This window comes from Pseudomonas frederiksbergensis (assembly GCF_001874645.1).
GTDB lineage: Bacteria > Pseudomonadota > Gammaproteobacteria > Pseudomonadales > Pseudomonadaceae > Aquipseudomonas > Aquipseudomonas frederiksbergensis_B.
Map to the genome: position 1 here is coordinate 915,720 of NZ_CP017886.1, position 20,495 is coordinate 936,214.

20 protein-coding genes are annotated in these 20,495 nt (G+C 60.2%); 16 read left to right on the forward strand and 4 right to left on the reverse strand.

All coding sequences use genetic code 11. The features are described 5' to 3' along the window. Window positions 1-53: 53 nt before the first annotated feature. The 16 genes from ccoN (BLL42_RS04570) (at window position 54) to BLL42_RS04645 (ending at window position 15,833) form a co-directional block, all read left to right on the forward strand. Window positions 54-1,478, forward strand: coding sequence for a cytochrome-c oxidase, cbb3-type subunit I (ccoN, locus tag BLL42_RS04570; protein ID WP_071550975.1), 1,425 nt, complete (start codon window positions 54-56; stop codon window positions 1,476-1,478). Between the two features lie 10 nt (window positions 1,479-1,488). Further along, entirely contained in the window at window positions 1,489-2,097 is a 609-nt protein-coding gene (gene ccoO, locus BLL42_RS04575; RefSeq protein WP_071550976.1) for a cytochrome-c oxidase, cbb3-type subunit II, read from the forward strand. A gap of 3 nt (window positions 2,098-2,100) precedes the next feature. Then, window positions 2,101-2,307 carry a cbb3-type cytochrome oxidase subunit 3 gene (locus BLL42_RS04580; RefSeq protein ID WP_071550977.1) on the forward strand — a complete coding sequence of 69 codons (207 nt, stop codon included), beginning with the start codon at window positions 2,101-2,103 and terminating at the stop codon, window positions 2,305-2,307. Next, complete coding sequence (gene ccoP, locus BLL42_RS04585; RefSeq protein ID WP_071550978.1) at window positions 2,304-3,257, forward strand: cytochrome-c oxidase, cbb3-type subunit III; 954 nt, start codon at window positions 2,304-2,306, stop codon at window positions 3,255-3,257. The genes BLL42_RS04580 and ccoP (BLL42_RS04585) overlap by 4 nt, the downstream gene beginning before the upstream one ends. 482 nt (window positions 3,258-3,739) lie before the next feature. Next, window positions 3,740-5,182, forward strand: coding sequence for a cytochrome-c oxidase, cbb3-type subunit I (gene ccoN / locus BLL42_RS04590; RefSeq protein WP_071550979.1), 1,443 nt, complete (start codon window positions 3,740-3,742; stop codon window positions 5,180-5,182). After that, window positions 5,182-5,790 carry a cytochrome-c oxidase, cbb3-type subunit II gene (ccoO, locus tag BLL42_RS04595; protein WP_054593209.1) on the forward strand — a complete coding sequence of 203 codons (609 nt, stop codon included), beginning with the start codon at window positions 5,182-5,184 and terminating at the stop codon, window positions 5,788-5,790. Before ccoN (BLL42_RS04590) ends, ccoO (BLL42_RS04595) begins: the two co-directional genes overlap by 1 nt. A 5-nt stretch (window positions 5,791-5,795) precedes the next feature. Beyond that, window positions 5,796-5,981 carry a CcoQ/FixQ family Cbb3-type cytochrome c oxidase assembly chaperone gene (locus tag BLL42_RS04600; RefSeq protein WP_003175465.1) on the forward strand — a complete coding sequence of 62 codons (186 nt, stop codon included), beginning with the start codon at window positions 5,796-5,798 and terminating at the stop codon, window positions 5,979-5,981. Continuing rightward, on the forward strand, window positions 5,978-6,955 hold the full coding sequence (gene ccoP, locus BLL42_RS04605; protein WP_071550980.1) for a cytochrome-c oxidase, cbb3-type subunit III: 978 nt from the start codon (window positions 5,978-5,980) through the stop codon (window positions 6,953-6,955). The genes BLL42_RS04600 and ccoP (BLL42_RS04605) overlap by 4 nt, the downstream gene beginning before the upstream one ends. A gap of 359 nt (window positions 6,956-7,314) precedes the next feature. Continuing rightward, window positions 7,315-8,730: a cytochrome c oxidase accessory protein CcoG gene (gene ccoG / locus BLL42_RS04610; protein WP_071550981.1), complete on the forward strand. Its 1,416-nt coding sequence runs from the start codon at window positions 7,315-7,317 to the stop codon at window positions 8,728-8,730. Between the two features lie 11 nt (window positions 8,731-8,741). Further along, window positions 8,742-9,275, forward strand: coding sequence for a FixH family protein (locus BLL42_RS04615; RefSeq protein WP_071550982.1), 534 nt, complete (start codon window positions 8,742-8,744; stop codon window positions 9,273-9,275). A gap of 140 nt (window positions 9,276-9,415) precedes the next feature. Continuing rightward, the gene (locus BLL42_RS04620; protein WP_071550983.1) at window positions 9,416-11,866 is read left to right on the forward strand and encodes a heavy metal translocating P-type ATPase; all 2,451 of its coding nucleotides are present in this window, start codon (window positions 9,416-9,418) and stop codon (window positions 11,864-11,866) included. Between the two features lie 22 nt (window positions 11,867-11,888). After that, window positions 11,889-12,119: a cbb3-type cytochrome oxidase assembly protein CcoS gene (gene ccoS, locus BLL42_RS04625; protein ID WP_071550984.1), complete on the forward strand. Its 231-nt coding sequence runs from the start codon at window positions 11,889-11,891 to the stop codon at window positions 12,117-12,119. Next, window positions 12,112-12,795 (forward strand): sulfite exporter TauE/SafE family protein, encoded by a 684-nt coding sequence (locus BLL42_RS04630; protein ID WP_071550985.1) that lies wholly within the window; start codon window positions 12,112-12,114, stop codon window positions 12,793-12,795. Before ccoS ends, BLL42_RS04630 begins: the two co-directional genes overlap by 8 nt. Before the next feature lie 214 nt (window positions 12,796-13,009). Then, entirely contained in the window at window positions 13,010-14,392 is a 1,383-nt protein-coding gene (gene hemN / locus BLL42_RS04635) for an oxygen-independent coproporphyrinogen III oxidase (RefSeq protein ID WP_071550986.1), read from the forward strand. A gap of 79 nt (window positions 14,393-14,471) precedes the next feature. After that, window positions 14,472-15,206: a fumarate/nitrate reduction transcriptional regulator Fnr gene (gene fnr, locus BLL42_RS04640; protein WP_071550987.1), complete on the forward strand. Its 735-nt coding sequence runs from the start codon at window positions 14,472-14,474 to the stop codon at window positions 15,204-15,206. 78 nt (window positions 15,207-15,284) lie between these two features. Further along, complete coding sequence (locus BLL42_RS04645; protein ID WP_071550988.1) at window positions 15,285-15,833, forward strand: adenine phosphoribosyltransferase; 549 nt, start codon at window positions 15,285-15,287, stop codon at window positions 15,831-15,833. An 86-nt stretch (window positions 15,834-15,919) separates the two neighbouring features. Here the strand turns inward: BLL42_RS04645 and BLL42_RS04650 are convergent, their stop codons facing one another. The 4 genes from BLL42_RS04650 to dnaX all read right to left on the reverse strand — a co-directional run bounded on the left by BLL42_RS04650 (window position 15,920) and on the right by dnaX (window position 20,436). After that, window positions 15,920-17,068, reverse strand: a complete 1,149-nt coding sequence (locus tag BLL42_RS04650; RefSeq protein WP_071550989.1) for an acyl-CoA dehydrogenase family protein — start codon at window positions 17,066-17,068, stop codon at window positions 15,920-15,922. 104 nt (window positions 17,069-17,172) lie between these two features. Continuing rightward, entirely contained in the window at window positions 17,173-17,775 is a 603-nt protein-coding gene (recR, locus tag BLL42_RS04655; protein ID WP_071550990.1) for a recombination mediator RecR, read from the reverse strand. Window positions 17,776-17,918: 143 nt separating this feature from the next. Further along, the gene (locus BLL42_RS04660; protein WP_008028561.1) at window positions 17,919-18,257 is read right to left on the reverse strand and encodes a YbaB/EbfC family nucleoid-associated protein; all 339 of its coding nucleotides are present in this window, start codon (window positions 18,255-18,257) and stop codon (window positions 17,919-17,921) included. 67 nt (window positions 18,258-18,324) lie between these two features. Beyond that, complete coding sequence (gene dnaX, locus BLL42_RS04665) at window positions 18,325-20,436, reverse strand: DNA polymerase III subunit gamma/tau (protein ID WP_071550991.1); 2,112 nt, start codon at window positions 20,434-20,436, stop codon at window positions 18,325-18,327. Window positions 20,437-20,495: the final 59 nt, after the last annotated feature.

Here is a 20,495-nt window from a genome sequence, read left to right on the forward strand (position 1 = left end):
GTCATCGCCTTGCGCGGACGCTTTCACTTCGGCTGAACCGTGGATGGGGAACCATGAACACTTCTTTAAGTACCGCCTATAACTACAAGGTGGTCCGCCAATTCGCCATTATGACGGTGGTGTGGGGCATCGTCGGCATGGGGCTCGGGGTTTTTCTCGCGGCTCAATTGGTCTGGCCCGAACTCAACTTCAATTTGCCCTGGACCAGCTTCGGCCGCTTGCGGCCGCTGCACACCAACGCGGTGATCTTCGCGTTCGGCGGTTGCGCCCTGTTCGCCAGCTCCTTCTATTCGGTGCAACGTACCTGCCAGACGCAGCTGTTCGCGCCGAAAATCGCCGCGTTCTGCTTCTGGGGCTGGCAGTTGGTCATTGTCCTGGCCGCCATCAGCCTGCCGCTGGGCTACACCACTTCCAAGGAATACGCCGAGCTGGAATGGCCGATCGCCATTTTGATCGCCATCGTCTGGGTCGCCTACGGCGTGGTTTTCTTCGGCACGGTGATGAAGCGCAAGACCAAGCACATCTACGTCGGTAACTGGTTCTTCGGTGCGTTCATCATCACCGTGGCCATCCTGCATATCGTCAACCACGCCTCCCTGCCGGTGAGCTGGACCAAGTCCTACTCGGCCTACGGCGGTGCGACGGATGCCATGGTGCAGTGGTGGTACGGGCACAACGCGGTAGGGTTTTTCCTCACCGCCGGCTTCCTCGGGATGATGTATTACTTCGTGCCGAAACAGGCCGAACGTCCGGTGTACTCGTATCGCCTGTCGATCGTGCACTTCTGGGCACTGATCACCTTGTACATCTGGGCCGGCCCGCACCACCTGCACTACACCGCGCTGCCGGACTGGGCGCAGTCGCTGGGCATGGTGATGTCCCTGGTGCTGCTGGCTCCGAGCTGGGGCGGCATGATCAACGGCATGATGACCCTCTCGGGCGCCTGGCATAAGTTGCGCAGCGACCCGATCCTGCGCTTCCTCGTGGTGTCCCTGGCGTTCTACGGCATGTCGACCTTCGAAGGGCCGATGATGGCCATCAAGACGGTCAACGCCCTCTCCCACTACACCGACTGGACCATCGGCCATGTACACGCCGGCGCACTCGGCTGGGTAGCAATGATCTCGATTGGCGCGCTGTACCACATGATCCCGAAAATCTTCGGCCGCACGCAGATGCACAGCCTCGGCCTGATCAACGCGCACTTCTGGCTCGCAACCATCGGCACCGTGCTCTACATCGCCTCGATGTGGGTCAACGGTATCGCCCAGGGCCTGATGTGGCGCGCGGTCAACGAAGACGGCACGCTGACCTACTCCTTCGTCGAAACCCTGGTGGCCAGCCACCCAGGCTACGTCGTGCGACTGGTGGGCGGCGCGATCTTCTTCAGCGGCATGCTGCTGATGGCTTACAACACCTGGCGCACCGTGCGTGCCGCACAGCCAGCCGAAGTCGCCGCCGCGGCGCAGATGGCCTGAGGAGTCCGCCATGAAACACGAAACGATTGAGAAAAACGTCGGCCTGCTGTTGCTGCTGATGGTCTTCGCGGTGAGCATCGGCGGTCTGACCCAGATCGTCCCGCTGTTCTTCCAGGACGTCACCAACAAGCCGGTCGAAGGCATGAAACCTTACACCGCGCTGCAGCTCGAAGGTCGCGACCTCTACATCCGCGAAGGTTGCGTCGGCTGCCATTCGCAGATGATCCGCCCATTCCGTGCTGAAACCGAACGCTACGGCCACTACTCGGTGGCGGGCGAAAGCGTCTGGGATCACCCCTTCCTGTGGGGCTCCAAGCGCACCGGCCCGGACCTGGCCCGGGTCGGCGGTCGCTACTCGGAAGACTGGCATCGCGCGCACTTGTACAACCCGCGTAACGTCGTGCCGGAGTCAAAAATGCCCGCCTACCCATGGCTGGTGGCCAACGCGCTGGACAGCAGCCACACCGAAGCCAAATTGCGGGTCATGCGCACCCTCGGCGTTCCGTACACCGACGAAGACATCGCCGGTGCCACCGAAACGCTCAAGGGCAAGACCGAAATGGACGCACTCGTCGCCTACCTGCAAGTGCTCGGCACTGCGATCAAGAGCAAGAGGTGAGCCATGGTGTTTGAAATGAGTACTGGAATGATCCGCGGCCTGGGCACTGTCGTCGTATTCGTAGCGTTTGTCGGACTGGCGCTCTGGGTATTCAACGGCAAACGCAGCGCGGAATTCGCCGAAGCGCGCCTGCTGCCCTTTGCCGATGAATCGCAACCCGACGACACCCATAGCCAAGCAACAGCAACAACAAGGAGTACCCAGCCATGACGACCTTTTGGAGTACGTGGATCTGCGTACTGACCATTGGCAGCCTGATCGGTCTGACGTGGCTACTGATCGGCACCCGCAAGGGCGAAACCAAGGGCAGCGTCGACCAGACCATGGGCCACAGTTTCGACGGCATCGAGGAGTACGACAATCCGCTGCCGCAGTGGTGGTTCATGCTGTTCGCCGGAACGCTGGTGTTTGCCGTCGGCTACCTGATCCTTTATCCGGGCCTGGGCAACTGGAAAGGCATCCTGCCGGGCTATCAAGACGGCTGGACCCAGACCAAGGAATGGGAGCGGGAAATGGCCAAGGCCGACGCCAAATTCGGTCCGATCTTCGCCAAGTTCGCCGCCATGCCGATTGAAGAAGTCGCCAAGGACCCGCAAGCCCTGAAGATGGGTGGCCGCCTGTTCGCCTCCAACTGCTCGGTTTGCCACGGTTCCGACGCCAAAGGCGCTTATGGCTTCCCCAACCTGACCGGTAAAGTCTGGCGCTGGGGCGGTGAGCCGGAAACCATCAAGACCACCATCATGGGCGGCCGTCACGCGATGATGCCAGCCTGGGGTGAAGTCATCGGTGAGCAAGGCGTCAGCGACGTCGCCTCTTTCGTACTGACCGGCCTCGGTGGCCGCAAACTGCCGGAAGACGCAAAAGCTGATCCAGTTGCCGGCCAGAAGATCTTCGCGGCGAACTGCGTGGCCTGCCACGGTCCGGAAGGCAAAGGCACCCCGGCAATGGGCGCGCCGAACCTGACTCACCCGGAAGCGCTCATCTACGGTTCGAGCTTCGCTCAACTGCAGCAGACCATCCGTTACGGCCGTCAGGGCCAGATGCCTGCGCAAGCTCAGTTGCAAGGCAACGACAAGGTTCACCTGCTGGCCGCTTACGTTTACAGCCTGTCTCACTCTGCCCCCGCCGAGCGTTTGCAGGCTGAAAGCACAACCGAATAAATCCTGACCGCTCTGCTGCCGTATTCACCCGAATGCGGCAGTTCCCTGCCCCTTTGCGACGCATTGTCGCACCCTCCATTGGGCCCGCCTTTCGGTTCCACGGATTCACGTCTAAGCTTGCTCCGGAGTGGACTGGCAACAGCCGGTCAGGGTCAACCGTACACGATGCGTTCGACGAATCCGTTCGATGACAGGCCGCAAAGGCTGGTAGATACCGGCTGTCGCGCAAATTGCCGTCTGTCACCCGCCCACCTCGTTTGAACACACCCAGTTACAACTGACCCGACCCCCTCGCCTTTTTCGTCCGCCGAGACATTTTGTCTGTGGGCAATTTTGTCCCTACGCGGAGCATGGAAAGGCCGCAGAATCAGCTTTTGAAAGCATTGACATGGGTCATGGCGCGTTGCAATGACCCCCCGCTTTCTCCATACTTGCGACCGATTTTTATCCCTAATAAAACACCTAAACCGTGGAACCTTAGAATGAGCACAGCAATCAGTCCGACTGCTTATAACTATAAGGTAGTCCGCCAGTTCGCCATCATGACGGTGGTCTGGGGGATCCTTGGCATGGGGCTCGGTGTCTTCATCGCCTCACAGCTCGTATGGCCAGAACTTAACTTTGGCCTGCCGTGGACGACGTTTGGACGCCTACGCCCGTTGCACACCAACCTGGTGATTTTCGCCTTCGGTGGTTGTGCACTGTTTGCCACTTCTTATTACGTCGTGCAGCGAACCTGCCAAACGCGACTGATTTCCGACAGCATGGCCGCCTTCCACTTCTGGGGATGGCAGGCTGTAATCGTCGGCGCGATCGTTACCTTGCCGCTGGGTTACACCACCACCAAGGAATACGCGGAACTGGAATGGCCTCTGGCAATCCTGCTGGCTATCGTCTGGGTCACCTACGGTGCGGTGTTTTTCGGCACCCTCATGAAGCGCAAGACCAAGCACATCTATGTCGGTAACTGGTTCTATGGTGCCTTCATCATCGTGACGGCGATGCTGCACATCGTCAACCACGCCTCCCTGCCGGTCAGTTTCTTCAAGTCCTACTCGGCGTACGCCGGTGCAACCGACGCCATGATCCAGTGGTGGTACGGCCACAACGCGGTAGGTTTCTTCCTGACCACGGGCTTTCTGGGGATGATGTACTACTTCGTGCCTAAACAGGCCGAGCGCCCGATCTACTCGTATCGCCTGTCGATCGTGCACTTCTGGGCACTGATTACCCTGTACATCTGGGCTGGTCCGCACCACCTGCACTACACCGCACTGCCGGACTGGGCTCAGTCGCTGGGTATGGCGATGTCGATCATCCTGCTGGCGCCAAGCTGGGGCGGCATGATCAACGGCATGATGACCCTGTCGGGCGCCTGGCATAAGCTGCGTACCGACCCGATCCTGCGCTTCCTGGTCGTGTCTCTGGCGTTCTACGGTATGTCGACCTTCGAAGGCCCGATGATGGCCATCAAGACCGTCAACTCGCTGTCTCACTACACTGACTGGACCATCGGCCACGTACACGCCGGTGCTTTGGGCTGGGTGGCGATGATTTCGATCGGTGCGCTGTACCACATGATCCCGAAAATCTTCGGTCGTCCGCAGATGCACAGCGTCGGCCTGATCAACACGCACTTCTGGCTCGCAACCATCGGTACCGTGCTCTACATCGCCTCGATGTGGGTCAACGGCATCACCCAGGGTCTGATGTGGCGTGCAATCAACGATGACGGCACCCTCACCTACTCCTTCGTCGAAGCCCTGCAAGCCAGCCACCCTGGTTTCATCGTTCGCGCCCTGGGTGGTGCGTTCTTTGCCAGCGGCATGCTGTTCATGGCGTACAACGTGTTCCGCACCGTACGCGCCTCGAATCCGGAAGATGCTGAAGCCGCCGCTCAGATCGCTGTCGTTGGAGCTCACTGATGAAGCATGAAGCAGTCGAGAAGAATATTGGCCTGCTGGCCTTCTTCATGGTTATCGCCGTCAGTATTGGCGGCCTGACCCAGATCGTCCCCTTGTTTTTTCAGGACGTGACCAACAAGCCGGTTGAAGGCATGAAGCCACGCCCGGCGCTGGAACTTGAAGGCCGTGACATTTTCATCGCCAACGGTTGTGTCGGCTGCCACTCGCAGATGATCCGTCCGTTCCGCGCTGAAACCGAACGTTATGGTCACTACTCGGTAGCCGGTGAAAGCGTTTGGGACCACCCGTTCCTGTGGGGTTCCAAGCGTACCGGTCCGGACCTGGCCCGTGTTGGCGGTCGTTACTCCGATGACTGGCAGCGTGCGCACTTGTACAACCCGCGCAACGTGGTGCCTGAGTCGAAAATGCCGGCTTACCCGTTCCTCGTGGAAAACAAGCTCGACGGCAAAGACACCGCGAAGAAAATGGAAGTCTTGCGCACCCTCGGCGTTCCTTACACCGACGAAGACATCGCCGGTGCAAAAGATGCCGTGAAGGGCAAAACCGAAATGGACGCGCTGGTGGCCTATCTGCAAGGCCTGGGCACCATCATCAAAAGCAAACGGTGATTTGGATGGATATCGGGATGATTCGTGGCCTGGGCACCGTTGTCGTGATGGTTGCCTTTATCGGTCTGGCGTTGTGGGTGTTCAGCCCCAAGCGTAAATCGGAGTTTGAAGACGCGACCTTGCTGCCTTTCGCGGATGATCCCGAAGCCATCAAGCACGTCGAGCAAGCTTCTAGGAGTAACAAAGAATGACTACGTTCTGGAGTCTGTACGTCACAGTCCTCAGTTTGGGTACCATCTTCGCCCTGACCTGGCTGCTGCTGTCGACCCGCAAGGGCCAGCGCACCGAACAGACGGATGAGACAGTTGGCCACTCCTTCGACGGGATCGAGGAATACGACAACCCGCTGCCGAAATGGTGGTTCATGCTGTTTGTCGGCACCATCATCTTCGCCCTCGGCTACCTGGTGTTGTACCCGGGCCTTGGCAACTGGAAAGGCCTCCTGCCGGGTTACGGCTACCTCGACAACGAGAAGCAGACCGCGTTCGCTAACGGCCAGTCCGGCTGGACCGGCGTTCACGAGTGGGAAAAGGAAATGGCCAAATCGGACGCCAAATTCGGTCCGATCTTCGCCAAGTTCGCCGCCATGCCGATTGAAGAAGTGGCCAAGGACCCGCAAGCCCTGAAGATGGGTGGCCGCCTGTTCGCCTCCAACTGCTCGGTTTGCCACGGTTCCGACGCCAAAGGCGCTTATGGCTTCCCCAACCTGACCGGTAAAGTCTGGCGCTGGGGCGGTGAGCCGGAAACCATCAAGACCACCATCATGGGCGGCCGTCACGCGATGATGCCAGCCTGGGGTGAAGTCATCGGCGAGCAAGGTGTCAGCGACGTCGCCTCTTTCGTACTGACCGGCCTCGGTGGCCGCAAACTGCCGGAAGGCGCAAAAGCTGATCCGACTGCCGGCCAGAAGATCTTCGCGGCCAACTGCGTGGCTTGCCACGGTCCGGAAGGCAAAGGCACCCCGGCAATGGGCGCGCCGAACCTGACTCACCCGGAAGCGCTCATCTACGGTTCGAGCTTCGCTCAACTGCAGCAGACCATCCGTTACGGCCGTCAGGGCCAGATGCCTGCGCAAGCTCAGTTGCAAGGCAACGACAAGGTTCACCTGCTGGCCGCTTACGTTTACAGCCTGTCTCACGGCGAGAAAGCTGCAAACGCCGAGTAAGGCAAACGCTTGAAGCAACAAAAAACGGCCCCGCCAGTGTGAATTGGCGGGGCCGTTTTGTTTGGGCTTCGTTGCACACTCGACCTTCGGCAGTTCCTACGGGGGAAATCGGGATCAATCAGTGCATCGCAGAAATGGAAGGAAACAGGATCACCCACCCCGCCCTGAAAACTCGTCCATAATTCACATGTCAATTGATACAAGTCATTACACCATTGATTGATTTCCCCCAACGCGACCAAAGGTCGCACCCTTGAGTTAGAGCGACAGGCGTATCATTGCGCCACTGCAACACCCCTTTTTGACCGCGGTCGGCACGTACTGACCGTGGCATTTTTCCACTGCCGTGGGATGCAATGATGAGCAACCAGATTCCGGTACACGACGTCACCCCGCCTGCCAAGAACGCGAATAACAGCGTCGACCTCTACGCCTCTCGGGAAAAAATCTACACCCGTGCCTTCACCGGTCTGTTCCGCAATCTGCGGATGGTCGGCGGCGCCGTATTGTTCCTGCTGTATTTCGGTACGGTCTGGCTCAATTGGGGCGGCCATCAAGCGGTCTGGTGGAACCTGCCGGAGCGCAAATTCTTCATCTTCGGCGCGACCTTCTGGCCACAGGATTTCATCCTGCTGTCCGGCCTGTTGATCATCAGCGCCTTCGGCCTGTTCTTCATCACCGTGTACGCCGGACGCATCTGGTGCGGCTATACCTGCCCGCAAAGTGTCTGGACCTGGATTTTCATGTGGTGCGAGAAGGTCACCGAAGGCGACCGCAACCAGCGCATCAAGCTCGACAAAGCGCCGATGAGTGCCAACAAATTCCTGCGCAAGCTCAGCAAACACTCGATGTGGCTGTTGATCGGTTTCGTCACCGGCATGACTTTCGTCGGCTACTTCTCGCCGATTCGTGAACTGACGATCGACTTTTTCACTGGCCAGGCTGATGGCTGGTCGTATTTCTGGGTCGGCTTCTTCACCCTCGCCACCTACGGCAACGCCGGCTGGCTACGTGAGCAGGTGTGCATCTACATGTGCCCTTACGCGCGCTTCCAGAGCGTGATGTTTGACAAGGACACACTGATTGTTTCCTACGATCCGCGCCGTGGCGAAAGCCGTGGTCCACGCAAGAAAGGCATCGACTACAAGGCCCAGGGGCTGGGTGACTGCATCGACTGCACCATGTGCGTTCAGGTGTGCCCGACCGGTATCGACATCCGCGACGGCTTGCAGATCGAATGCATCGGTTGCGCTGCCTGCATCGACGCCTGCGACAGCATCATGGATAAAATGGACTACCCGCGCGGGCTGATCAGCTACACCACCGAGCACAACCTGTCCGGGCAAAAAACCCATAAACTGCGCCCACGCCTGATCGGTTACGCGCTGGTGTTGCTGGCCATGATCAGCTTGCTGATCACCGCGTTCTTCATGCGTTCGCTGGTCGGCTTCGATGTCAGCAAGGACCGTGTGCTGTACCGCGAAAACGCCGAAGGCCGGATCGAGAACGTCTATAGCCTCAAAGTCATGAACAAGGACCAGCGTGACCACACCTACGTGCTGGATGCCTCAGGATTGCCGGATCTCAAGCTGCAAGGCAAGCGCGAGATCAAGGTGGCCGCTGGCGAAATTTTCAGCATGCCGGTCGAGCTGTCGAGCGCACCGGAACAACTGCCGTCCAGCACCAACGAGGTGAAATTCACCCTCAAGGATGCCGACGACGACAGCGTCCACGTTGAAGCCAAGAGCCGATTCATCGGCCCACAAATTCGTTGAGAGAAATCATCATGCCCGCAGCAACTGCCACCAGCCCTTGGTACAAGCACCTCTGGCCATGGATCATCATCGGGATTCTGACCTGTTCGGTGACCCTGACCCTGTCCATGGTGACCATTGCCGTCAAAAACCCGGACAACCTAGTCAATGACAATTACTACGAGGCGGGCAAAGGTATCAACCGTTCGCTGGACCGCGAGTTGCTGGCGCAGACCCTGCTGTTGCGCGCCAGTGTGCATCTGGATGAGGTGACCGGTGAAGTCAACGTGCGCCTGACCGGCAACAGCACGCCCGCGACCCTGGAACTGAACCTGATCTCGCCGACCCAGCCGGAAAAAGATCGCAAGATTACCCTGACCCGCAGCGAGACCGAACCGGGTCGTTATATCGGCCAGTTGACCGACAAGATCGAAGGCCGGCGCTTTGTCGAGCTGCTGGGCAGCCAGGACGATCATGTGTGGCGTATGTTCGAAGAAGAACAGATCGGCCACGACAAGGATATGCTGCTCGGTGACGAACCACTGCAAGGCGCGGAAGACCGGTAGGAGCTGCCGCAGGCTGCGATCTTTTGGCGTCATCGCTGACGCCGAAGATCAAAAGATCGCAGCCTCGTTTCACTCGTCAGCTCCTACAGTGATGAAGCCCTGCCTGACGACACAGATTCAGCGGTACCCGTGAATACCTGATGACCACTCCACTCCCCTGCTACCACTGCGCCCTGCCCGTTCCATCCGGCAGCCGGTTTACCGCCGTCATCCTCGGCGAAACCCGCGAGCTCTGCTGTCCGGGTTGTCAGGCTGTGGCCGAGGCGATTGTCGCGGGTGGGCTGGAGCACTATTACAGCCATCGCAGCGAGGCTTCGGCCAACCCTGAGGCCTTGCCGGTGCAACTGGTGGACGAACTGGCGCTGTATGACCGCGCCGACGTGCAACAACCTTTTGTCCGCCACGAAGGCGATCTGGCTGAAACCACCTTATTGATGGAAGGCATCAGCTGCGCGGCCTGCGGCTGGTTGATCGAGAAACACCTGCGCAGCCTGCCGGCCGTCGCCGAGGCGCGGTTGAACCTGTCCAACCATCGGTTGCACGTGCGCTGGGCCGACAGCCAATTGCCGTTGAGCCAAGTGCTCAGCGAACTGCGCCACATCGGTTACGCCGCCCACCCTTATCAGGCCGACCGCGCCAGCGAGCAGCTGGCCAGCGAAAACCGTCTGGCCCTGCGCCAACTGGGCGTCGCCGGCTTGCTATGGTTCCAGGCGATGATGGCGACCATGGCCACCTGGCCGGAATTCAATATCGACCTCAGCCCCGAGCTGCACACCATCCTGCGTTGGGTTGCGCTGTTCCTGACCACTCCGATTGTGTTCTACAGTTGCGCGCCGTTCTTCAAGGGCGCGATGCGCGACCTGCGCACCCGCCACTTGACCATGGACGTTTCCGTTTCGCTGGCCATCGGCGGCGCCTACCTCGCCGGGATCTGGACCTCGGTCACCGGAGTCGGCGAGCTGTATTTCGACGCGGTCGGGATGTTTGCGCTGTTTCTATTGGCGGGCCGCTATCTGGAACGCCGCGCCCGTGAACGCACCGCCGCAGCCACCGCGCAACTGGTGAACCTGCTGCCCGCGTCGTGCTTGCGCCTGACTGCGGACGGCCAGAGCGTGCGCATCCTGCTCAGTGAGTTGCGTCTCGGTGACCACGTATTGGTGCACCCCGGCGCCATCCTCCCGGCCGACGGCAAAATCCTCGATGGCCAGTCGAGCATCGATGAGTCGCTGCTGACCGGTGAGTACCTGCCACAACCTCGAACGCTGGGCGATGCGGTGACTGCCGGCACCCTGAATGTCGAGGGCGCGCTGACCGTCGAAGTGCTCGCACTGGGTCAGGACACTCGCCTCTCGGCTATCGTCCGCCTGCTCGATCGCGCCCAGGCCGAGAAACCACGCCTGGCACAAATCGCCGACCGCGCCGCGCAGTGGTTCCTGCTGTTGTCGCTGATTGCCGCCGCCGCCATCGGTTTGCTTTGGTGGGAACTGGATGCGTCCCGCGCCTTCTGGATCGTGCTGGCGATGCTGGTCGCAACCTGCCCTTGTGCCTTGTCGCTAGCCACACCGACCGCACTCACCGCCGCCACCGGAACCTTGCACAAACTCGGCCTGCTGCTGACCCGTGGTCACGTACTGGAAGGCTTGAATCAGATCGACACGGTGATTTTCGACAAGACCGGCACGCTCACCGAAGGTCGCCTGGCCTTGCGCTCGATTCGACCACTGGGCGCGCTCACTGGCGACCAGTGTCTGGGCCTCGCCGCCGCGCTGGAGAACCGCTCCGAACACCCCATCGCCCGCGCCTTTGGCCGGGCACCGTTGGCCGCTGAGGAAGTCCTCAGTACACCAGGATTGGGACTCGAAGGGCGAGTCGGCGAACAGCGCCTGCGTATCGGCCAACCGGCGTTTGTCTGCGAACTCAGTGGCGGTGTTGCGCCGGCAATGCCGGATGAAGCCGGCCAATGGCTGTTGCTCGGCGACAGTCACGGCGCGCTGGCGTGGTTCGTGCTCGATGACCGTCTGCGCAGCGACGCTCCGGCGCTGCTTGCGGCGTGTAAGGCACGCGGTTGGCGCACGTTGCTGCTGTCCGGTGACAGCTCGCCGATGGTCGCCAGTGTCGCTGCTGAATTGGGGATCGACGAGGCCCGTGGCGGTTTGCGCCCGGATGACAAGCTGCAGGTGCTCAAGCAACTGCACCAGGAAGGCCGCAAAGTGTTGATGCTTGGTGACGGGGTCAACGATGTACCGGTGCTGGCCGCCGCTGACATTAGCGTGGCCATGGGCTCGGCCACCGATCTGGCGAAAACCAGCGCCGATGCAGTGTTGCTGTCCAACCGCCTCGACGCGCTGGTGCAAGCCTTCAGCCTGGCCCGGCGCACACGCCGGGTAATCATCGAGAACCTGCTGTGGGCCGGGCTGTACAATGGCCTCATGTTGCCGTTCGCCGCCCTCGGCTGGATCACGCCTGTGTGGGCCGCAGTCGGCATGTCGATCAGTTCGTTGACCGTAGTGCTCAATGCGCTTCGCCTGACTCGCATGCCGAGCCTGCCGCAGTTGCGCACCACGCCAGAAACCCGCCCGCTGCCGGCCTGAGCCGCGCGAGCATGGAGTCCAGATGCCAGCTCTTTATGTGATGATCCCGGCGGCGCTGCTGATCGTCGCCATCGCCATTTACATTTTTTTCTGGGCGGTCGATAGCGGTCAGTACGACGACCTCGACGGTCCGGCCCACAGCATCCTGTTCGACGACCAGGACCCGAATCATCAGGCAGCGGTCGATGAAGCCAGCGGTCACTCACCGACTGATCCGGCCAAGCCGAGCGACAAGGCCCCGCCTCATGCTTGAGTTGGCGCCACTGCTGGTTTCTGCGTTGATCCTTGGTCTGCTCGGCGGCGGGCATTGCCTGGGCATGTGTGGCGGACTGATGGGCGCCCTGACCCTGGCGATTCCCAAGGAACAACGCAGCCGGCGTTTTCGTTTGTTGCTGGCGTACAACCTCGGGCGAATTCTCAGCTACGCCACCGCCGGCCTGCTGATCGGCCTGGCGGGATGGGCGGTGGCCAACAGTCCGGCAGCGATGCTCATGCGGATCCTCGCCGGATTGCTGCTGATCGCCATGGGCCTGTACCTGGCTGGCTGGTGGAGCGGCCTGACCCGCATCGAAAGCCTGGGACGTGGCTTGTGGCGCTATGTACAGCCAGTTGCCAACCGACTGTTGCCGGTGTCGAGCCTGCCGCGCGCGTTGCTGCTCGGTGCGCTCTGGGGCTGGCTGCCGTGCGGTTTGGTCTACAGCACACTGTTGTGGTCTGCCAGTCAGGGCAATGCCATCGATAGCGCGTTGTTGATGCTCGCGTTTGGTCTTGGCACCTGGCCAGTTTTGTTGGCCACTGGCCTTGCGGCCGAACGTGTCACAGCGTTGCTGCGCAAGCGTAGCGTGCGCATGACCGGCGGCCTTCTGGTCATGCTGTTCGGCATCTGGACCCTGCCGGGACCGCATCAGCATTGGTTGATGGGGCATTAAAAGCAAAAGATCAAAAGATCAAAAGATCAAAAGATCAAAAGATCGCAGCCTTCGGCAGCTCCTACACGGGATCGGCGTGCATCTGGAGCTGCCACAGGCTGCGATCTTTTCCGACTTCACGCAGCAATAACCACCCTTGATGCAAATCAAGATGCCCCAACGCCGCACCCCCTAGACTCGCCATCACTGCCAGCCTATCCGGGGGAATGCCCGCATGCTCGACGCCATTCGTTGGGACACAGATCTGATCCGCCGTTATGACCTGGCGGGACCTCGCTACACCTCATACCCGACCGCGGCGCAATTCAACAGCCAGGTCGGCACTTTCGATCTGTTTCATGCCCTGCGCGAAAGCCGCAAGGCGCTGCGCCCGCTGTCGCTGTATGTGCACGTGCCGTTCTGCGCGAACATCTGCTACTACTGCGCCTGCAACAAGGTCATCACCAAGGACCGTGGCCGCGCCCTGCCCTACTTGCAACGCCTGGAACAAGAGATCCAGTTGATCGCCTGTCACCTGGACCCGAACCAGAAAGTCGAGCAACTGCACTTCGGCGGCGGCACCCCGACCTTCCTCAGCCACGACGAACTGCGCCAGTTGATGGCGCAACTGCGCCAGCATTTCAACCTGCTGGACGATGACTCCGGCGATTACGGTATCGAGATCGACCCGCGCGAAGCCGACTGGTCAACCATGGGCCTGCTGCGCGAGCTGGGTTTCAACCGGGTCAGCATCGGCCTGCAAGACCTTGACCCTGCCGTACAGCGTGCGGTCAATCGCCTGCAAAGCCTGGAGGAAACGCGGGCGGTGATCGACGCGGCGCGTACCTTACAGTTCCGCTCGATCAATATCGATCTGATCTACGGCCTGCCCAAGCAAACCGCCGAGAGCTTCGCCCGCACCGTGGACGAAGTCATCAGTCTGCAACCGGATCGGCTCTCGGTGTTCAACTACGCGCACCTGCCCGAACGCTTCATGCCGCAGCGGCGAATCAACAGCAACGACCTGCCGGCACCCGCCGAAAAACTGAACATGCTTCAGCGCACCATCGAGCAACTGACCGCCGCTGGTTATCGCTACATCGGCATGGACCATTTCGCCCTGCCGGATGATGAGCTGGCCATCGCTCAGGAAGAGTCGACGCTACAACGCAACTTCCAGGGTTACACCACCCACGGTCATTGCGACCTGATCGGTCTTGGCGTGTCGGCCATCAGCCAGATTGGTGATTTGTACTGCCAGAACAGCAGCGATCTGAATCAGTACCAAAACGCTCTGGCCAGCGCACAACCGGGCACCAGCCGTGGTCTGTTGTGTAACCAGGACGACCGCCTGCGGCGGGCAGTGATTCAGCAATTGATCTGCACGTTCAGCCTCGCATTCGCCCAGATCGAACAGGCCTTCAACATCGATTTTCGCGGCTACTTCAGCGAGCTCTGGCCTCAGTTGCGGGCCATGGCCGAGGATGGCCTGATCGAGCTCGACAACGAGAAAATCGTGGTCCTGCCCGCCGGCCGGTTGCTGGTCCGCTCGGTGTGCATGGTCTTCGATGCTTACCTGGAACAACAGAATCGCCAGCGCTTCTCTCGGGTGATTTAAGTCACCCCACACTGGCCTCGACGTCATTGCGTAGGTTACCCTTACATCTTATGTGTGCTTTCCCACAAGGATCTAAGAAATGTCCGAGCCAGTTAAACTGCGCGCTCATAGCCAGGCACATTGCAAGGATTGCAGCCTGGCCCCCCTCTGCCTGCCACTTTCTCTGAATCTGGAAGACATGGATGCGCTGGACGATATCGTCAAACGTGGTCGCCCGCTGAAGAAAGGCGAGTTCCTGTTCCGCCAGAGCGACCAGTTCGATTCCGTCTTTGCAGTACGCTCCGGGGCGTTGAAAACCTTCAGCCTGAGCGACAGCGGTGAAGAGCAGATCACCGGCTTCCACCTGCCGAGCGAACTGGTCGGCTTGTCGGGCATGGACACCGAGAGCCACCCGGTTTCGGCCCAGGCACTGGAAACCACTTCGGTGTGCGAAATCCCCTTCGAACGTCTCGATGAACTGGCCCTGCAACTGCCACAGTTGCGCCGCCAGTTGATGCGCGTGATGAGCCGCGAGATTCGTGACGATCAGCAGATGATGCTGCTGCTCTCGAAGAAAACCGCTGACGAACGTATCGCCACATTCCTGGTCAACCTGTCGGCGCGTTTCCGCGCACGCGGATTCTCTGCCAACCAGTTCCGCCTGAGCATGTCACGCAACGAAATCGGTAATTACCTGGGCCTCGCGGTGGAAACCGTGTCCCGGGTGTTCACGCGCTTCCAGCAGAACGAGCTGATCGCCGCCGAAGGCAAGGAAGTGCATATCCTCGACCCAATCCAGCTGTGTGCGCTGGCCGGTGGCTCGGTCGAAGGCTGACGTGGCGATTGCGGCTGAGCGAACCTGCTCGGCCGCCGTTATACTGCGGCGTTTGTAGCCTGCCAGGACACCTCGACGATGATCATCGACTCCTTCGACATCAAATCCCTGATCCGCCCCGTGATCGACTTTCCAAAGCCGGGCGTAATCTTTCGCGACATCACCCCGCTGTTCCAATCTCCGAAGGCCCTGCGCCTGGTGATGGACAGCTTTGCGCACCGCTACGTAGAGGCTGACTTCACGCACATCGGCGCCATGGATGCGCGCGGCTTTCTGATTGGATCAATCATTGCCTATCAGCTGAACAAGCCGCTGGTGCTGTTCCGCAAGCAAGGCAAACTGCCGGCTGACGTGCTGTCCGAGGGTTATCAGACCGAGTACGGCGAAGCCTTCCTTGAAGTCCACGCCGACAGCCTGTGCGAGGGTGATTCGGTGGTAATGTTCGATGACCTGATCGCCACTGGCGGCACGCTGATTGCTGCTGCGAACCTGATTCGGCGCATGGGCGCGCGGGTTTTCGAAGCCGCTGCAATTATCGATCTGCCGGAGTTGGGCGGCTCCCAGCGGCTGGAAGACATGGGCATCCCGACGTTTTGCCTGACGCAGTTTGCGCTGACCGACAAGTAAGCCCCTAAAAGATCGCAGCCGTAGGAGCTGCCTAAGGCTGCGATCTTTTGATCTATGTTGGTAAAGATCGCAGCCTGCGGCAGCGCCTACAGCCCCATCTGCTTGCTGATGATCTCGTTCATCACTTCCCGCGTACCACCCCCGATCGAAAGGATCCGGTTGTCGCGGTAAAGCCGCTCCACCAGGCTTTCACGCATATAACCCAGCCCACCCAGGATCTGCACAGCGTCGCTGGTGATGCGATCGGCGGTGTCAGTGGCAAAATTCTTGGCCATGGATATTTCCTTGATCACGCTTTGCCCAGCGGCCATTTTCGCCGCCTGGCGATAGGTGAACTCTCGAGAGACTTCCAGCGCCGTGGCCATCTCCGCCAAGCGATGCTTGAGTACCTGAAACTTGCCAATCGGTTTGCCGAACGCTTCGCGCTGCCGGGCCCATTTCAGGCTTTCTTCCAGTGCCAGTTGCGCAGTCATGTTGGCCATCAACGCCAACGCCAGGCGCTCGCTTTGAAAGTTGCCCATGATGCAGGCGAACCCCATGTTCTCGACGCCAATCAGGTTGCCCACCGGCACACGGCAATCATCGAAAAACAGCTCGGCGGTGTCCGACGCCCACCAACCCATTTTCTTCAACTGACGACCGACGGTGAATCCCGGCGTGCCCTTCTCGATCAGCAGCAGGCTGATACCAGCAAACCCCGGTTCACCGGTACGCACCACGACAGTATAGAAATCCGCACGAACACCACTGGTGATAAAGGTTTTGCTGCCACTGACCCGATAGTAGTCACCGTCACGCACGGCACTGGTTTTCAGGTTGGCCACATCGGAGCCGCCACCGGGCTCGGTGACCGCCAACGCGCAGATTTTTTCGCCGCAAAGGACTTTCGGCACCACTCGGTCGCGAACCTCGAGCGTGGCCCATTTGAGGATCGGCGGCAGGCCGATGTCCAACGAGCCCAGCCCCGCCACCAGCCCGCCAGAACCACAGCGCATCAGCTCTTCACTGGCGGCGATTTTGGCGAACAGATCACCTTCGTGACTGCCACCCAGCGCTTCGGGATAACCAATGCCGAGAATGCCCGCGGTGCCGGCCTTGAGGTAGAGCTCACGAGGAAAACTCTCGGCCTCCTCCCACTGATCGATGTCCGGAAGAATCTCGCGCTCGACGAAACGTCGCACGCTGTCGCGGACCAACTGATGGCCAGGGTCGAAGTATTCCTGAAAGGCAGGCATTGGCAAGCTCCACTGAAGGTTCAGCGAACTTACCGAGCGCTTGCTTGGTTTTCAAGGTGCAAGATCAAAAGATCGCAGGCTGCGATCTTTTTACGATGGATGCCTTACAACACGATCGGCTTACGCCCGGCAAACGAATGGGCCAGGGTGCCGCCATCCACCAGTTCAAGCTCGCCACCCAACGGCACACCATGGGCGATGCGTGAGGCGATCAGGCCTTTGTTGCTGAGCAACTGGGCGATGTAGTGCGCTGTCGCTTCACCTTCAACCGTCGGGTTGGTGGCCAGGATGACTTCAGTGAAAGTACCCGCCTCTTCAATCCGCGCCAGCAATTGCGGAATACCGATGGCTTCCGGCCCCAGACCGTCGAGTGGCGACAAATGCCCCTTGAGCACGAAGTAGCGACCGCGAAACCCGGTCTGCTCCACGGCATAGACATCCATCGGCCCTTCGACCACGCACAGTAAGGTATCGTCGCGACGAGGGTCCACGCATTGTGGGCACAGATCGTCTTCGGTCAGTGTGCGGCACAGTCGACAATGGCCGACCCCTTCCATGGCCTGACTCAAGGCCAGCGCCAGCCGCGAACCACCGCTGCGATCACGCTCGAGCAGTTGCAACGCCATGCGCTGGGCGGTTTTCTGACCGACACCGGGCAAGGTGCGCAAGGCGTCGATCAGTTGGCGAATCAAAGGGCTGAAGCTCATGGGGGAAACGTCCGACATATCAACGAGACGCGGTTTATACCCGCGCCTCTGGCCAGCGTCAAATGCTCATCCGTGTGTCGCAGAAACAAAAATGCCAAGCGCAATGCCTGGCATTTTTGTAGTCCATCCGACGCGTTAGCGAATCAGAATGGCAGTTTCATGCCCGGCGGCAGTTGCATGCCTGCGGTCATGCCGGACATTTTGTCCTGGCTGTTGGCTTCGATCTTGCGAACGGCGTCGTTGACGGCGGCAGCGAACACGGCCTCCAGCATCTCCTTGTCGTCTTCGCTCAGGCCTTCCACCAGGCTTGGATCGATCGTCACGCGCTTGACGTCGTGACGACCGGTCATGACCACGGTGACCATATCGCCACCGGCTTTACCGGTGACTTCGGCGTTGGCCAGTTCTTCCTGCATCTTGGCCATTTTTTCCTGCATCTGCTGCGCCTGCTTCATCAGGCCGGCCATGCCACCTTTCATCATGGGAATCACCTCAAAAGTACTTGGATCAAAACAGCGCCCGGACCAGTGGGCCGAACACCTTCAGTTATTAGCCCTGGCTGACCAGAGCCTCGACAGGTTCAATAGTATCGTTACGGATTACCGCACCGAACTGTTGCATCATTTGCTGGATGAACGGATCGCCGTGAATCGAATCCTCGGCCTCGCGCTGGCGGTCGGCACGTCGACGCGAAGCCGCCTGTGCCGGTGTTTCCTGCTCAGGCTTGATCAGCTCGATGCTCACCGTCAGGGTGCGCTGGTGATACTGATTCAGCGCATCGTTGAGCCGGCGTTGTTGAGTCGCGTTGAAGAGCGCGCTGTGGGCCGGATCCAGGTGCAGCAACCAGTGATCGCCATCGACTGCGATCAGCGTGCAGTTGGCGGCGATGCTGCCGGTCATGCCGGAAATCGACAATTTCGGGAACAGCTCCAGCCATTGCAATGCCAGCCCCGTGGCCGGCATCGCGGCGGGTTCAGGTTCGGGTTCAGGCGCTGGTTCTGCGGCGTGCTCACTGGCCAGCTCATCCAGGTAACTATAGGCCGAATCCATGTCCGGCTCGATGTAGTCCTCGTCCAGCGGCGGCTCGTCATCCAGGTCCATGCCCGGCGTAGCGGCGTCGACTTCAGCCACCGACGGCTCGGGAATCGGCGCTGCGGTTAACGAAGGTGCATCGGGTACAACGCTGTCCGGAGTCGGCGTCGGCATGGGTGTCAAGTCAGGTTGTTCGGCGCTCGTCTCCAGCACCGGCTCGACGGCCGGTTGCTGCACGATCTCGGGCTCTATCGGATCGTTCCAGGGCAGGTCGACAACTTCTTCGACGACGGCCACAGGTTCAGCCACCGCCTCGACCGCAGGCACAGGCACAGGCACGACCACCGGAGCAACAGGTGCCGGAGCGGGGGCAACCACCTCGGCAACCGGTTGAACCGGCGCCGATGCGACAGGCGCAGCAGCAACGGGAGCAGAAGCGACTACCGGCGCAACACGCGCTGCGCCAGCCACTGAGTGTGCGGAATCAACTGTGGCCTGGCTGATCCCCACTGGCTTTAGCGGCTGCCTCGGTGCGTCCGCAGTGTCTGCCGGTCGGAACGCGAGCATTCGCAGCAAGACCATTTCGAAACCACCGCGCGGGTCCGGCGCCAGCGGCAAATCGCGGCGGCCAATCAGGCCCATCTGGTAATAGAACTGTACGTCTTCGGCCGGCAAGGCCTGAGCCAGCGCCAACACCCGGTCGCGGTCGCCATGACCGTTATCGACGCCTTCAGGCAAGGCCTGGGCAATCGCAACGCGGTGCAGCACGTTAAGAATTTCCGAAAGCACGCCATTCCAGTCCGGGCCCTGCTCCGCCAGATGCCGCACCGCTTCGAGTAAAGCCTTGGCGTCGCCATCGAGCAGCGCGTGCAGGACGTCATAGACCTGACCATGATCGAGCGTGCCGAGCATCGCCCGCACGTCAGCCGCCATGACCTTGCCTTCACCGAAGGCAATGGCCTGGTCGGTGAGGCTCATGGCATCGCGCATCGAACCGTCGGCAGCACGACCCAACAGCCACAGTGCATCGTCTTCGAACGGCACATTCTCGACCCCGAGCACATGGGTCAAATGCTCGACCACACGCTCCGGCGTCATATTTTTCAGCGAAAACTGCAGGCACCGCGACAGAATCGTTGCAGGAAGTTTCTGCGGATCGGTGGTCGCCAGGATGAACTTGACGTAGGGCGGCGGTTCTTCGAGGGTTTTCAACAGCGCATTGAAGGAATGGCTGGAGAGCATGTGTACTTCGTCGATCAGGTAGACCTTGAAGCGCCCACGGCTCGGCGCGTACTGCACGTTATCGAGCAGCTCACGGGTGTCCTCGACCTTGGTCCGGCTCGCGGCATCGATTTCGATCAGATCGACAAAGCGCCCTTCATCGATTTCGCGACACACTGAACACTCGCCACACGGCGTCGAAGTGATACCTGTTTCACAGTTCAGACATTTGGCAATGATCCGCGCGATGGTGGTCTTGCCCACACCTCGGGTGCCGGTAAAAAGATAGGCGTGGTGCAGCCGCTGGCTGTCCAAGGCATTGATCAGAGCCTTGAGCACATGGGTCTGGCCGACCATTTCGCGGAACGAGCGCGGACGCCATTTACGTGCAAGAACCTGATAACTCATCGAAAACCGTCGCGACTGGGAAGCGGAAGCGGGTAATGCTATCGGAGCAAGGCCAAAAT